This window comes from Pseudomonas sp. TCU-HL1 (assembly GCF_001708505.1).
Lineage (GTDB): Bacteria > Pseudomonadota > Gammaproteobacteria > Pseudomonadales > Pseudomonadaceae > Metapseudomonas.
On sequence record NZ_CP015992.1, the window covers coordinates 5,871,655 to 5,885,054 of the forward strand.

Below are 13,400 nucleotides of genomic sequence, written 5' to 3' on the forward strand. Positions count from 1 at the left end.
CAGCCAAGCGCTTGCCCTTTGAGTACCCATGCAAGTACCTTTGATTGGTTCAATAATCTTTAGGTACTCACCCCATGCCATTAACCGTCCTACAGGTGAAGAACGCCGCACCACGCGACAAGGATTACGGCCTTGCCGATGGAGGCGGATTGTTCCTGTGGATTCGTGCTGCCGGAGGAAAATCCTGGCGTTTCCGCTTCCGTCTGGATGGTAAGCAGTCCCACATTTCCGTAGGCACTGTCGACAAGGTAACGCTGGCTCAAGCCCGTCAGTTGGCCTCTGAGGCCCGCCAGCTCGTGGCACAAGGCAAGCACCCAGGGTTTGAGCGCGATACCAAGAAAGCACAGGCAGCAATAGCCCGCGCTAATACCTTCAAGGTGCTAGCGCTAGAGTGGCATCAACACAAAGCGCCTCGATGGTCAGCGGGATACTCCAGCGACGTGATGGAGGCCTTCGAGCGGGACATCTTCCCCCACGTGGGAAGCCTACCCCTTGCCGACATCAAGCCTATGCAGTGGTTGCAGGTATTCCGCAGGGTCGAAGCGCGAGGGGCGCTGGAGGTACTGCGCAAGACTCGCCAGCGCTGCCAAGAGGTGTACCGATATGCAATCGCCACTGGCCGTGCGGAATACAACCCTATCGCCGATATTGGTGGCGCACTACAGACTCCCACCTCAAAACACTACCCATTCTTACCTGTTGCGGAGCTGCCAGAGCTGTTGCTCGCCATCCAAGCCTGCCCTGGTAACGACATAGTAAAGATCGCCACTCGCCTGCTGATCCTGACGGGGGTTAGAACCGCCGAACTGCGAGGCGCCCCTTGGACGGAGTTCGACCTCGAAAATCGGCTCTGGCTGATCCCTGCTGCGCGCATGAAAATGCGCCGCGCTCATCTAATCCCGCTCTCCGAGCAGGCAATCGCTGCTCTGCGTGAACTGCAAAGCATTACTGGCGGCTACACACTTGCGTTCCCTGGCCGTAACGATCCAGCAAAACCCATGAGTGAGGCCGCCATCAACCAACTGCTGAAGCGCTCTGACTACGACGGGCGCGCCACAGGTCATGGATTCCGCCACACGATGTCCACCACCCTGCATGAACAGGGATACCCCAGCGAGTGGGTCGAGACCCAGTTGGCCCATGTGGACAAGAACAGCATTCGCGGCACCTACAACCATGCTCAGTATTTGGAAGGACGGCGAGAGATGCTGCAGTGGTATGCCGATCACTTGGATGCTTTGCTATCCAGCAGTAATGGAGCTGCCATCGCAGTGGGGAAGAAAATCGCATGAATAATGATGTAATGCGTCTTTCTGACTTGGTGCCGGAGTACGCTCGCCACTATAGAGTTAGCCCCCAAGAAGCTGCACATGCCCTGCATGAACTTATTGAAGAGCTATACATTGAACACGGTGAAAAACGGGGAAACAGATCATCTCTCAATGATATATTTTGGGTAGGAATGGCTGGATTCCCACAGCGCTCAGCTAGGGCTTACAGTTTTTATTTTGAATTGCTAAGCAAATATTTTTATGATTCCTGCGACGCCCCATCTTCAGCCAATAACGGCCTCGTAAACTGCTACTCCAGAGATGATGAACAGTTTAAAGATATTCCAGCAAGTGTAATATATTTTACTAGAAGCTCCCTCAATGAGTGGATCATTGATGCGGGAATTACTCCCCCAGGATTCATATTAAGTAGCAATGCATGTGATCAACCCAAGGAAGACAAGAGGGGAAGCGAGCTTAAAACAATAGAGCTGGGAACCATCAGCAAGATTATGAATGGCCTGGTTAATCTGATTAAGGAAGTCGACAAAGCTCATCGTGAGAGACCAGCTGACCGCGACGGCAAGAAGCGGATAGAGAGTATCTTGAGTGCCGCATCTAGACTCCACTCGCCGCGCGAGAATTTTGACCTGTACTCTGCCGTGATATCTCTCGCAGAGGATGCGGGAGTCGACATGCCAAAAGATCATAAAACGCTTAGAAAATACATGCGCGCCCAGTCCAATTCCGGCGAATAATTTTTTATAGCTAAAAGTTGGGGTTTCCTATGGGAATTTGGGCATTCCCATGACTACTCAGTTGAAGTGCCATTGAATGCCTAGCCATCTAACTCAGGTCCAAGGAGACCCACCCAGATGGCTACTCAATCTGTTACACCTGCCCTGCTTCGCCTTCCTGGTGTCTGCGCTTTGGTGGGATTGAGCAAATCACAGATTTATCGCTTAGTTCGGGCAGGTGATTTCCCTGAACCGGTGCGTATTGGTGCTAACTCGGTTGCTTGGTCTGCAGAGCGGGTTAACGCCTGGGTGAATGAGAAAATCAACTCATCCGCGTGCAAGTGACCTTATGGGTAGTCGAACGGTAGAGTCGCAAGAGTTGCTTGCGTTAGAGGCGCAAACCCAGTGGTTTCATGTATTCAAATCGATGATTGATCAGGGAGACGTGGCCAAGATTGGTCCACATGCGTTCACTGTCTACGCAGTCATCAAAGCGCATACGAACTACTCATCGGGCGTTGCCTTCCCAGGAATTGATCTTATCTCTGAAAAATCAGGTGTTAGCCCGGCTCAGATCAAGCGTGAACTGAAAGTGTTGGAGGAGGCCGGTTACATTACAAGAGAACGAGTTGGTCGCTCTAACCGCTACACCCTGCGTGAAAAAATACAGGTCACTGATGAGCATGGCCGACCGCATGCTGTAGCAACTTGGGATTACGTTCCCAGTGGTGTAAAACGAGCGGTGGCGGATCTTAAGAACCTTCTTGTCGCTGGAGAATTGGCAGGTACTAGAATCGTGCATATAGAGAGACTAAGTATGCAAATCAACGTCGGCGGAGAAAACACTCAGATAAACCTAGCTTCCTTGCTCTCTGACCTAGATAAGCTACCTATAAGCATAAGGAGCAAACTTCGCAGCAAGCTCCACCACAACCTTGATGAAGTTATACACAGCTCAGACTGATACGTATCAGTCTGAGCCTTATCATGGATCAGCATGGCTCTGTTAGAGCTCTGTTTATCCCTTAGACAGCTCAGGATGAGCCCCTAAAAAGAAAAATAAATAAAACTAAAAAGAGTCAATGCCTGGCAATCGAGGCCGCTGTCCTATCATTATTTTCTGAGAAGCCCATTCTAGCGTCCGAGATAATGCGTGGACACGTCCTCGCGAGAGTGTCCCAGTTCCTCGACAACCGCCATGCGCGCAAAGCGATCCAACTCCCCGTCCTGGGAACTGAGGCTTCCCCCCTCAACCGGGGAGCGACTGCCCGAGTAGTGGGTATAACGCTCATTGGCGAAGGCATGGCGCAAGCCATGTGAGGTCACGCCGAGCTGAGCCTTGGTCAGCCCCGCTTTGGCGACAACGCGGCTGTAGTGGCCCAACGCCTGTTTCAAGGACTTGCCAGGATCGGCGGTGCTGGCGGTGCGGCGATCTGCAAAGGTTTTAGCTCGATCAACGAGCTCTCGCCGCTCTGGCGTGTCGATAGGAACCGTGCGGTCCCGTCCACCTTTCGTGCCAATACTGACAGCCAGGTAGCCGCCCTTGTCAGCTAGGTGAGGACGCAGCATGACGCTCTCCTTTACCCGGAGACCAAATCGCAGTTGCAACTCGACCTGGAGCGCAACGCGCTCATCCAGGGCGCGCAAATCATCCAGTTTTTGCGCAACGCTCACGCCGTTCGCTTCCCAGCTTTTGTCCTGGGTATTGATCGAGGTTCTGGCGGCCTCATGGTTTTGAAAATAGCGCTCCGTGCTCTCCACCATGCCATCCTTGCCGATCCAAGAGGCAAATGTCCTCAGGGTGGAGAGACGATTCTGCAGGGTAGAGGGGGAAAGCCCTTTGCTTAGCCAGTGCTTGGTCAGCGCCTCCACATGGCGCCCTTTTAACTGCCTGACATTGTCCAGCTTGTAGCCCATCTCTCTCAGCTCGGCGAACGCCTGATAAAGGACGGTCGCGCGCTTGTGTTGCGTCTCGTGACTGGCGATTGTCCCGTCTGACGCCTTGATACCGTTGCGCTCCTTGAGCACCGATGCCAGTGAAGATTTCCAGCCAGCCATAATTGCTCCTGGTGATTCTGATGGGGGAGGTGCGCGTATGGAGATACGTGAAAGCGAACTTGCTGCCTTGAGCACCATTTCTGGCACACAGGACACCCCTGGAGGGGCAGACAACCCGATCTGGGTTCTGGCCAGCCTGCTGGGCTGGTTTTGCATCCTTGATACGGACTTGCTGCATGGCTAATCCTGTCGCGTCATCATCGAGCCGCGAGCAATGCTCAGAGCGTGCAGCGATGAAGAACGCGATGAAGATTGCCGGTACCGCAAATCCGCACCTGGATGCGACTACTACGGTTTACGCAACGTGCGCTCCAGGACTCCGATCCTCCTGGCCGTTACGTGGCGTGTGCCAGCGAGGCGAGTGCGGTTTGCACCCACGTTCACTGCCTGCCCCCGCTGGCAGACCACACCTTGGGCGGGAAGCGCTGCGCGCTCTGTGCGGATCATCATCACTACATCCCGCTCGATCTGAGATCCCAAGCCGAGCGTTTAGAACCACCTCCTTCGTTGATTGGAACCCGTCCAGCCAACAACCCAAGGGTGCTGGAACGGACACCCTTGGTCTGTAGTTGCGGGCCTGGCTGATGACAGCCTCAGCCCACATCGACCCTCTCGCCTTTGCGATGACGCAGAAAGGTCGAGGGCGGTTGTTCCAGAGAATCAAACAACCCTTAGCACGAGACTCGGTCGCGAGTTTCGCCCTGCCGGGCTCATCAGTCGTGCGAGAAAATTTCCTTCACCTGCTGCGATCATCTTTCAGGAAGCCTCAGGCCCAGTTCAACCGAACCTGATGCAGTTGCTGCGACCCACTCTCTTTTCTGGCTTTCAGCTCAGAAAAGAGAGTGGGTGTTGTGTGCTGGGATGCCGCTGAATGGATGGAACAAAGGGAGGTGTCAGACAAAGAGCCACGCCGACATGAATGTGAACTCTCTCTTCTGGTGACCGCCCAGAAAAGAGAGTCAGCGCTACCCGGTGCGATCAGCGCCGGGATGACCGAAGAATTTTCGCAGCGAATAGAAGTGCCAGGCCCAGGATTTTCGCCAGTGTGAGTGTCCAGCTCAGCAGCATCATTGCGCCGTGCTTGATTGCTCCTGGTGGCACCAGACTGGTTGTCCCAGCGTTAGGCGTGGCTACCTGAGCATTTTCTTTTTCGATTCGAGCCAAGAATTCCTGTTCCCACTGAATCGAGCGGGAAATCCAGTCTCGGTCAGTGGTACTGACGATTTTCTGCACATTGGCATAGTCCCCAGTGAAGCGGTGCATGGTGTAGTAATAGTTCGAGCAGCCGTCATTGCGGCTGTATTTCTCGAGCCGCACGTTCAGTACCGCGTTACCCCCACGATCTGCGCTTGCGTTCTCCAAAAGCGCTCGAGCCTCATTGGGGTTGTTAGATTCAGCCCAGCCACTGCCCAGGGTGAAAATGGTTTCGAAACCACGGGCAGCAGAGTCCCTTGTCCATACGAATCGGTTCGGGGACTCATAGGCGTAGCCGGCAGGTGGCGGGCGCTCTCCCGGTGTCACCCTCAGCGCCCGATATCCTTTCGGGCCTGGCTGGCCTTCAAATGCTACGGCCTGACCATCAAATAGTTCTCCACCTTCGACGCTTTTGATGTGTACGAAGTAGCTGCGCCCGTCCTCCCCCTGGATGAACCCAAATCCCTTCTCCGGCATGAAGCTGCGTACCACACCTGAAATGCGAGAGGCTTTCTGATCCGATCTATCGCTCATGACCTTCCTGTCCTTTTGTGGAGGTCGCCATGGTATCTCAGGGCACTCCGTGTCACCGCCAAGCAACTACACCGAGTTCGGTGGAAGGGAGGGGCACGAAGTCTTTATCCTGACTTGACCATTGGTAATTCGGGCCGCTGATGATGCACGCAATACATATAGATGAAACAGGCTACATTAATAATCCTTGCCTTATTAATAAACCCGAGCTTAGTTGCCAAAAGGCATGGGGCGCACTCGTTTTTCGACGCGGCAAAAAAATTAAGATTGCGAGCTTCCTGCCCAGAGAAAATAACGGGAAAAAGATCGGGATTAGCGGCATCCCTAGAGGAGTTTATTTGGAGTTTTGCGCGAAAACCGAAAATGGAAAGACCCGCTCTCTCTATGTGGTAGATCAGGTGACGGAAAGCGAAATTTCATTGCTACCCGTAGTGGATGCTGCCGTTCCTAGCATCTACGATGTAGACTCCATGACACCAACTAGAACTTACATATTAGAAGCCAAGTTGACAATGATGGAGGCTCAGCTGGATGATCTCCGAAGATCAATATTAGATATGAAGGGGGCAACCTCTTAATTCGCTCAAGAGGCAAAAGCTTCTTACCATCTAGTTTCGGGCAGGAGGAGCGGCGCCGATCGTTCTGGTGCCGACGATGACGCCACCTCAGGTGGGGCACGCCGGCACAGCCCACCATCTCCAGAAAACTTCAGAAAACCATTGGAAAACCGCACTATCGCATCGCGCTTTCCGCTGCGCCGCCGAGAAAACACCCTGGGAAATGCTGCGTCCCCACAGTCCTGGCGCTGAGAATGCACAGTGACTTTACCGTTGCATCCCAGCGGCGCTCTTCCCACACACTGGCAAACCCGCAAAAACCACTGAGAAATAAGCGGTCTTCACCATCGCACCATCTGGGCACCATTGCCACCATCCCGAACCCCACTGCGGCGTCCTCAACTTCCAGCACGGGAACTAACGATTTTTTCCGATTGCTCGCTGACACCAACCTACCTCGGAGTAGCGTGGCCCCTCAACATGAATGGAGGTGGTCTGTATGGGGCGAACTCTAGCGTGGATCGCGTGTGCTGGCGCCGGCTTCTGGTTGGGCTCTCATCGGTTGGTGCCGCTGTGGGCCATCGTGGTGCTGGCGTTTATTGGGGTGGGTCTGTGGGGCCTGGCGGAATGGCTGGAGCGGCGGGAGGATCATGATGATGATGCGGGCTGATCTGGATGAATTGATGATCGTCAGCTGTCTGTTTCCCCGTATGAAGTGGACGTCCTCCGTGACGCGACCGGTACTCATCGCTAGAGAAGGTAATGTCCTGCGCCTGTACTGGATGCCGCTGTTGCTGTGGCTGGATGAATGTTGCGCCGAACTTTTCATCGAGCAGCTCAACGCAAGGGTTGTGCGTCAGCTCAGCAAATGATGTCAAAATAGCATCAATCTGCAGATGCAGATCACTGCCTACCGAAAGGCGACAAAAACCAATGGAAGGACGTTATGCGCACGCTATTTAAATTCGCTGCAGCCGTTGTTACTGGAACTCTCCTCTCTGGCTGCGGCGGCGAAGACTTCACAGGGGCTTACCGATTCAAAGACTCAAGCATGAACGGGACGATGGTTCTCAATGTTCATGGTGATGAAGCAGAGCTATTTGGGGACCTCGGAAAAGGCGGCATTAAACCGCTCGGCAAAATGAGTGTATCGGTAAAGGATGAAAAGCTTCTTCTTGATGCCGTGAACAGCTCCACACGTCTGGTGATGAAGCGTAACGTCGATGAGCGAAGCCTTGACTGCCTTAATTGCAAGGTACTCGGTATGAGAACGGACGAGCATGTTTGGAAATATGACCCCGAGGGGCCGTATGACGTAGATCAGATGCTTAAGGAGCAAGCCCGCAAGAACGAGGAAGCATTGAACGCCGAACTGGAAAAAATACAGAAGGAAGCCTTGGAGCAGGCGCGTCGGGATTCAGAGGCTCCGAAGCTGACGCCGTATGAAGGCGATTGGGTTTATCAACGCACTACGAAGCATGATCCGTTGACCATCATGGGTATCTGGCGCGAGAAACAGGTCAGGGTCTGGTCATTCAAGTTCGAGAATATGGATCGTCTGGGGTATGAGGTGCCAGGGTTTGAGGTAACGGATGCCGGCTTGAAGATCGGCGATGGCTCGAAAACTCACCTGTACACCCTCAGCGCTGACGAAAAGGTGCTGACCTGCCAGGACTGTAATAAGCCAGTGAGTTGGGCCAAGGCTGATCCCAAGAAGAATCTCAGTGATCGTCACTACGCCCGGAAGATGGCTGGCAACCCGTAACACCCTGACTACAGGGAACTCCATGCAATCGGCGAGCGCTCTTGGGCACTCGCCGGTCGCGGCCAGATCAGCCCAAACCCCGGAAGCAGGCTGAGAACCCGTGGAAGCCGAGCCTTAATCAGGCAAAAGGTACTTTCCGCCAATCTTCTAGGCCAGGCTTCGCATGCAGCTATCGCCAGTGGAATTTGAAAAGCGCTATTTTCAAAGCTTTGAGAGTGTCTAGGAAAGCCGGGGCGATTCAAGTCACCGATCAACTGTGGCCTGATCGGAGGCATCTTTTGGGGACGGCTGATCATCAGAGGCAAGGAACCAGAGCACGCGACGCGCAAAAGCCTCGAACGTTGCTATCGTTGATAACGAAGGTGGACAGTAAAGGGTGGAGGGGGCGATTGCCCCCTCCGGAGGGTGACAGGCGCTGTGAAACGCCCTGGATGGCTTAGTGGAGCGGGGTATCACCCGACTCCTCAAGGTCATCGAGCTCCAGCTGAACCTCAAGCGAACCTTGCGGTTTTGCTGGTTTCACTTCATCAACCTCAAAGCAGAAGGCAGTTTTACCTACCTCATGGGCGTACAGGCGACGGCCATTGCGAAGGGTGATGAACGGCCTGCAGATCATAGTACTCATACGAAGTTCTCCAAAGAGAGACCTCGGAGGCACCTTGGGTCGAATGACCGCCGGTCAAGCAGGCTTGTCAGGGATAATTGATATCCGTAGAATGTTTTCCCGCGATTGAAAAAACCTGACCTCCAAGGTTGGTTGAGTTAAATGTGCTCTTGGGTTCGGCAAAACCTTCGATGCACGGCTCTCAGCTCACTCCCCTTACCAACAAGGGCGGTGGGCTTTTTGCTGCTTAAGACGCTAATGCAGCAAATCTCATATTCCCACATGTTCTGTCGCTAGTCAACAACGACATAAGGGGAATTTCAGAAATTTCAGGCGCTTACAAAATTTTGTCCTCCCCTCGGCGCTCGCTGGTCAATTTTCAAGCATCGGCTGCGCCGGTTCAGTACGGAGACTGATGTGGTCTGCCTGCCATTTCTTGAGCAGTTGCGACTGGGCGTATGACAGGGCCTCGTCCGACATGACTTCTATGCCGACGAGCTCGATCCAATGCCAGCCTTCGCTATCACCCTTCTTGATCCGGCAGCCACCGTCAAAAATTGACTGGATGATCTCCGCTGTCGCGATGGCCGCAGCCTCGGCAGCAGCCGGGTCGACATCCGTTGCATAGAGCAGCGTAATCAGGAGCTCATAGGGATCGTCGGCGCCGTCTCGGGCATTCTCAACGCCGCCATCTACGTCAAAGAATACGGCGACGATATGGTTGCCACTGTCCTTGAACGCCTTGGCCAGCTTCTCGGCAACCTTAGTTTCCGATTTCAGTCGCCGATCGAACTCATCCGGGAAAGCCGACCTGCGATACCGGGCGGCCAGCCAGCGCTGAAACACGCTGTGCTCCCTCGCGGTCATCTTGTGCGAAGGGACTGGCGAATGCGCACTCAGCCCACGCCTGGGGTCCTCAACCACCTCTTTCGGGATGAAGACCCGCTTGTTGGCATCGATTTCGACATGGATTTCTTCGCCAGTTGCCGTGCACCCCACATGCAGGCGCCGGAGATTTTTGCAGTTGGTGTAGTTGCCATTGGGTGCCCCATCCAGAATCGTCCCCAGCACCACCTCCACCACCGGTTCGCTGTCAGGTAGCTGGGCAAGATCGCAGTCATGAGTGGCAACGACTGCGGCAACCTTCTCCGGCGGGAGGTGTGTAGCAAGCTCCAGCTCCCGAATGGTATCCGGTTGAAGGAGGCTTCCTTGTCGCCAGGGTGTTTCTCTGCTCCAGCTACCCATTCAGCTACTTCATCCTCTATGCCTGCTCATCAAGATGAGGAGCGCCCGCATCAGACAAATCGACGGAGGCGACAACTCTTCCTCTGAGGCGCTGAGCCGCTTCCGAGCGCTGCTTGCTCTCCCGCTGAATCATGGCAACGAGCGCCTTGGCGGCAGACTCACCTGATTCCCCGCTGCGCATCTGCTCAAGAAGCGTTTTCCCCCCAGGCAGCTTCCGCTTGATCAAGCTGGCACTCCCCGCGAGCCCCTCCTGACGCAAGAGACTTGCGGCATCCGCTAACTGCTGGAGCAGCGCCTCGTTTTGCGCGGAGATAGGTTCTCCTGCCTGCCAGTTGTAGATGGCCTGACGCGAAACACCGAAGTAGGATGCCAACTCGGTCACCGGCGGCTTAAGTGTGTCGCGCACGAACGCAAGATTCTCGGCCGAGCTGCGTATCCTGGCAGGCTGTGCGCCCGCGCCAGTCTTCCTTTCCGAGTATTGGACGTCGTACAGGCGATAACCCTTACCATCACGAGCCGCAACGTAATCAGGCGTCACGGCGCCGCCAGTGCCTACCAACAACGCAAGAGCGACCCCTCCGCAGCCTCGAATAAATCGCGAGGATGCCCCCTTAGTCGACCCACCTTGGTCGCCGGCAGTCGTAGCCGTAGAAAGCTCACGCCTCTCAAGAGTCGCCCGGCACTCAAGGCGCCGAGACGCCCGAAAGCTACTTGCAAGCTGCGAGCTTGTTCGATCTGAGTGTGCGATGTGCATGGGTCAGAGACTCCTTTCAAGTATCCCAGGCTGTACGCGCAAAATCGGTAACCGTGGCATTGAAGCACTGACCGATAAGCTCGTGCAGAGCATCCATTCTGGATCGTACTTCGTCGATTTCATATGGGCGACGCTCAATGGAGAAGCCGTCCGTATCAATGATTGCATGCATGCCTACAATCGACTCAAAGCGCGCCTGCAGCTTCAGCGGAGCCGGATCAAGGTCTGGTGAGAATGCGAGCTTACCGTTCTGGATGACGGTGCGCGCCACCACCTGACCAAGCCCCTCAGCCATCAGAACCGCCTCCGTAAAGGAATGGCTAAACATTGCCTCCTCCATCTTGAAGGGAAGACCCAACACCTGCGGCACAAGGTACTGACCCAGATCCTCCTCAGGCTGTGGAGCCACCGCATCCAAGTAACGCAGACCAAGCCGCTCAACAAAGCTCAGTCCGCCGACGACCTCGTTCAGGATGCTGAGCCCCATCTCCAGCTGCTCATAGAAGCCCTCGAACCGATCGTAAACCGTCGTTTGAAACGAAATGGCGTTCGGCTGCAGGATGAAACCTTGGGTGCTATTGAGGTCAGAAAATACGAAGCGGTCCATTTTCTGAAACGCCGGGACTGGACCGTTCTCGTCGGTTCCATCTGAGACGCTCTGCAGCGCAAGCCTCATCTGAGCTGATCGCTCGAAGCCTGGGTAGCCAGCTTTGCGCATGCGCTCCTGGATTTGCGGGATATAGGAGCCAAGCGAAAGCAAAGGGTTGTGCTGCACCTGGCCAATCGTGAAGAAGACCGGCGCGTTCTTAAGTTTTTTGCCCATTGCACTCATCCATGCTTGACACTTTGATTGACAGTTTACACGCCACTTTACACGCCGGCAATTCGTCGAGCAATCGCGCCTGCTTTGTCCGACTGCACGTTTAGCCAGCGCTTCGACTGGGGAGCATGATGTCGCCTGGATTGAGCATCGAGCTGGTTTGGCGAACCACGCCCCCTGGTCTGCCCCGAACTGCAAAGGCCCTCCCAGGACAGATCGCTACTAATTGATTTGGAACTCCACATCGAGTACCTATTTGAGTACCCTATCCAATATCTGAATAGGCGTAAGCCAATAGCCACGTAGCTCATGCCAAGCCAATTTCACTCCTGGTGCCGGCACCATCCAAGGTTCCATAGAAAGCTTTCAACATCTCTGGAACCCCCGAAAAACCCGCCTTCTGGCGGGTTTTTTCGTTTTGGCGTTCCATCGGTTTCCGTCAGAAACTGGTGGATTCCAACCGTTTTAGGGGTAGTGTTAGGGGTAAGGTAATTCGATAAAGGGGGAGTACCCTTATGTCGCGCACCACTGCTCCACTCTCCGATTCGGCTTGCCGCTCAGCCAAGCCCACCGACCGCGCTTACAAGCTTTTCGACGGCGACGGCCTCTACCTTCTAGTCCAACCCAATGGCCGTAAAGGCTGGCGTCTCAGGTATGTAAAACCTGATGGCCGCGAAGGACTGACCCTCGTTCGGCAGCTACCCCGTGGTCGGCCTCGCCGATGCGCGCAACAAGCGCCTGGAGGTCAAGCGGATGCTGGCGAAAGGCATCGACCCTATCGAGACCAAACACCAATCCAAGACACAGGCCGCAATCAAAGGCCGTACCTTTGAAAGCGCTGCACTGGAATGGCACAAAGCGATGTCTGCCAAATGGGCACCGGGTCATGCGAAGACGGTTCTGAGCCGCCTAAAAACCCATGTATTCCCGCTGATCGGCGCTCGCTCTATTGTCGATCTGGATACCCATGACCTGATGCAACCTCTGGAAGCGATCCAAAAACGCGGCACGATTGACGTCGCTTTAAGGGTACAAAACTACCTACAAAGCATCATGCGCGAGGCGAAACGCGCTCGACAGATCGCGGCAAACCCTGCCTCCGACCTTGAAGGTTTGATCAAAGCCCCGAGGGTGATTCACCGCCCTGCTTTACCCTTATCGCGTCTGCCTGAATTGCAGGAGCGTATCGACACCTACAGAGGCCGCGCACTTACCCGGCTGACGGTCATGCTCTCGCTGCATGTGTTCGTCCGCTCCAGCGAACTGCGCTTCGCCCGTTGGAGCGAGTTCGACCTCAAGCGCGGCACCTGGGAGATACCGGACACTCGACCCGCGTTGGACGGAGTACCCTTTTCAACAAGGGGTACGAAGATGGCCGGGGACATCCACCTTGTACCCTTATCGCCGCAAGCCGTGACCCTGCTTGAACAGATCCACGTCCTCACCGGCAAATTCGACTTGGTGTTTGCAGGCGATGCCAAGCCCTGGAAGCCCATGTCTGAAAACACGGTGAACAGCGCGCTTAGAAAGATGGGCTACGACACCAAAACGGAAATCTGCGGCCATGGCTTTCGATCGATGGCCTGCAGCGCACTGATCGAGTCAGGATTGTGGTCGGAGACAGCCATTGAACGGCAGATGAGCCACAAGGAGCGCAACAACGTCCGCGCCGCTTACATCCACAAGGCCGAGTTCATCGAGGAGCGCAGGCTGATTATGAACTGGTGGAGCCGGTACCTGGAGGCCAACCGGCAGGAGCATGTCACTCCACACGAATTCGCGAACCAGACAGGCGCGAACGTCACTCGCCTAAAAGCAAAACGTGGCGCAACTGAGTAAGTGTCCGGTCTTCATATCTCAG

The 13,400-nt window shown here is 54.9% G+C and carries 14 protein-coding genes and 1 pseudogene; 9 read left to right on the top strand and 6 right to left on the bottom strand.

Annotated features, from left to right (window positions below; translation table 11 throughout):
* Nucleotides 1–74 precede the first annotated feature (74 nt).
* The 4 genes from THL1_RS26860 to THL1_RS26870 all read left to right on the top strand — a co-directional run bounded on the left by THL1_RS26860 (nucleotide 75) and on the right by THL1_RS26870 (nucleotide 2,972).
* Entirely contained in the window at nucleotides 75–1,292 is a 1,218-nt protein-coding gene (locus THL1_RS26860) for a tyrosine-type recombinase/integrase (RefSeq protein WP_069086091.1), read from the top strand.
* Nucleotides 1,289–2,029: a hypothetical protein gene (locus tag THL1_RS29980; RefSeq protein WP_145928397.1), complete on the top strand. Its 741-nt coding sequence runs from the start codon at nucleotides 1,289–1,291 to the stop codon at nucleotides 2,027–2,029. The genes THL1_RS26860 and THL1_RS29980 overlap by 4 nt, the downstream gene beginning before the upstream one ends.
* A gap of 117 nt (nucleotides 2,030–2,146) precedes the next feature.
* Nucleotides 2,147–2,353: a helix-turn-helix transcriptional regulator gene (locus THL1_RS29340; RefSeq protein ID WP_083246021.1), complete on the top strand. Its 207-nt coding sequence runs from the start codon at nucleotides 2,147–2,149 to the stop codon at nucleotides 2,351–2,353.
* Between the two features lie 4 nt (nucleotides 2,354–2,357).
* Nucleotides 2,358–2,972, top strand: a complete 615-nt coding sequence (locus tag THL1_RS26870) for a helix-turn-helix domain-containing protein (protein WP_069086093.1) — start codon at nucleotides 2,358–2,360, stop codon at nucleotides 2,970–2,972.
* A gap of 170 nt (nucleotides 2,973–3,142) precedes the next feature.
* Here THL1_RS26870 and THL1_RS26875 read toward each other — a convergent pair whose 3' ends face one another.
* Nucleotides 3,143–4,066 (bottom strand): phage integrase N-terminal domain-containing protein, encoded by a 924-nt coding sequence (locus THL1_RS26875; protein ID WP_069086094.1) that lies wholly within the window; start codon nucleotides 4,064–4,066, stop codon nucleotides 3,143–3,145.
* Between the two features lie 37 nt (nucleotides 4,067–4,103).
* On the opposite strand from THL1_RS26875, the gene THL1_RS30200 reads away from it, so the two are divergent.
* On the top strand, nucleotides 4,104–4,250 hold the full coding sequence (locus THL1_RS30200; protein WP_161490992.1) for a hypothetical protein: 147 nt from the start codon (nucleotides 4,104–4,106) through the stop codon (nucleotides 4,248–4,250).
* Between the two features lie 794 nt (nucleotides 4,251–5,044).
* Here the strand turns inward: THL1_RS30200 and THL1_RS26880 are convergent.
* Complete coding sequence (locus THL1_RS26880; RefSeq protein WP_069086095.1) at nucleotides 5,045–5,794, bottom strand: cold-shock protein; 750 nt, start codon at nucleotides 5,792–5,794, stop codon at nucleotides 5,045–5,047.
* Nucleotides 5,795–5,934: 140 nt separating this feature from the next.
* Here THL1_RS26880 and THL1_RS29985 point away from each other — a divergent pair, with 140 nt between their 5' ends.
* The 3 genes from THL1_RS29985 to THL1_RS26890 all read left to right on the top strand — a co-directional run bounded on the left by THL1_RS29985 (nucleotide 5,935) and on the right by THL1_RS26890 (nucleotide 8,116).
* Complete coding sequence (locus THL1_RS29985; RefSeq protein ID WP_145928398.1) at nucleotides 5,935–6,372, top strand: hypothetical protein; 438 nt, start codon at nucleotides 5,935–5,937, stop codon at nucleotides 6,370–6,372.
* 629 nt (nucleotides 6,373–7,001) lie between these two features.
* A complete protein-coding gene (locus THL1_RS26885; RefSeq protein WP_145928399.1) occupies nucleotides 7,002–7,223 on the top strand; it encodes a hypothetical protein in 222 nt (73 codons plus the stop codon).
* Nucleotides 7,224–7,297: 74 nt separating this feature from the next.
* Nucleotides 7,298–8,116, top strand: a complete 819-nt coding sequence (locus THL1_RS26890) for a hypothetical protein (RefSeq protein ID WP_069086097.1) — start codon at nucleotides 7,298–7,300, stop codon at nucleotides 8,114–8,116.
* Nucleotides 8,117–8,552: 436 nt separating this feature from the next.
* On the opposite strand, the gene THL1_RS26895 is transcribed toward THL1_RS26890, so the two are convergent.
* From THL1_RS26895 to THL1_RS26910, 4 genes are all read right to left on the bottom strand, one after another.
* Complete coding sequence (locus THL1_RS26895; protein WP_069086098.1) at nucleotides 8,553–8,741, bottom strand: hypothetical protein; 189 nt, start codon at nucleotides 8,739–8,741, stop codon at nucleotides 8,553–8,555.
* A gap of 351 nt (nucleotides 8,742–9,092) precedes the next feature.
* Nucleotides 9,093–9,965 (bottom strand): hypothetical protein, encoded by an 873-nt coding sequence (locus THL1_RS26900; protein ID WP_069086099.1) that lies wholly within the window; start codon nucleotides 9,963–9,965, stop codon nucleotides 9,093–9,095.
* Between the two features lie 16 nt (nucleotides 9,966–9,981).
* Nucleotides 9,982–10,503: a hypothetical protein gene (locus THL1_RS26905; protein ID WP_237234750.1), complete on the bottom strand. Its 522-nt coding sequence runs from the start codon at nucleotides 10,501–10,503 to the stop codon at nucleotides 9,982–9,984.
* A 232-nt stretch (nucleotides 10,504–10,735) separates the two neighbouring features.
* The gene (locus tag THL1_RS26910; RefSeq protein ID WP_069086101.1) at nucleotides 10,736–11,542 is read right to left on the bottom strand and encodes a TIGR04255 family protein; all 807 of its coding nucleotides are present in this window, start codon (nucleotides 11,540–11,542) and stop codon (nucleotides 10,736–10,738) included.
* 512 nt (nucleotides 11,543–12,054) lie between these two features.
* On the opposite strand from THL1_RS26910, the pseudogene THL1_RS26915 reads away from it, so the two are divergent.
* Nucleotides 12,055–13,378 (top strand): annotated as a pseudogene (locus THL1_RS26915) (tyrosine-type recombinase/integrase).
* The last annotated feature ends 22 nt before the right edge of the window (nucleotides 13,379–13,400 follow it).

Bases quoted from the DNA above. Each gene is read 5' to 3' on its own strand.
- THL1_RS26860 (WP_069086091.1), top strand. From the start codon at position 75: ATGCCATTAACCGTCCTACAGGTGAAGAACGCCGCACCACGCGACAAG.
- THL1_RS29980 (WP_145928397.1), top strand. From the start codon at position 1,289: ATGAATAATGATGTAATGCGTCTTTCTGACTTGGTGCCGGAGTACGCT.
- THL1_RS29340 (WP_083246021.1), top strand. From the start codon at position 2,147: ATGGCTACTCAATCTGTTACACCTGCCCTGCTTCGCCTTCCTGGTGTC.
- THL1_RS26870 (WP_069086093.1), top strand. From the start codon at position 2,358: ATGGGTAGTCGAACGGTAGAGTCGCAAGAGTTGCTTGCGTTAGAGGCG.
- THL1_RS26875 (WP_069086094.1), bottom strand. From the start codon at position 4,066: ATGGCTGGCTGGAAATCTTCACTGGCATCGGTGCTCAAGGAGCGCAAC.
- THL1_RS30200 (WP_161490992.1), top strand. From the start codon at position 4,104: ATGGAGATACGTGAAAGCGAACTTGCTGCCTTGAGCACCATTTCTGGC.
- THL1_RS26880 (WP_069086095.1), bottom strand. From the start codon at position 5,794: ATGAGCGATAGATCGGATCAGAAAGCCTCTCGCATTTCAGGTGTGGTA.
- THL1_RS29985 (WP_145928398.1), top strand. From the start codon at position 5,935: ATGATGCACGCAATACATATAGATGAAACAGGCTACATTAATAATCCT.
- THL1_RS26885 (WP_145928399.1), top strand. From the start codon at position 7,002: ATGATGATGATGCGGGCTGATCTGGATGAATTGATGATCGTCAGCTGT.
- THL1_RS26890 (WP_069086097.1), top strand. From the start codon at position 7,298: ATGCGCACGCTATTTAAATTCGCTGCAGCCGTTGTTACTGGAACTCTC.
- THL1_RS26895 (WP_069086098.1), bottom strand. From the start codon at position 8,741: ATGAGTACTATGATCTGCAGGCCGTTCATCACCCTTCGCAATGGCCGT.
- THL1_RS26900 (WP_069086099.1), bottom strand. From the start codon at position 9,965: ATGGGTAGCTGGAGCAGAGAAACACCCTGGCGACAAGGAAGCCTCCTT.
- THL1_RS26910 (WP_069086101.1), bottom strand. From the start codon at position 11,542: ATGGGCAAAAAACTTAAGAACGCGCCGGTCTTCTTCACGATTGGCCAG.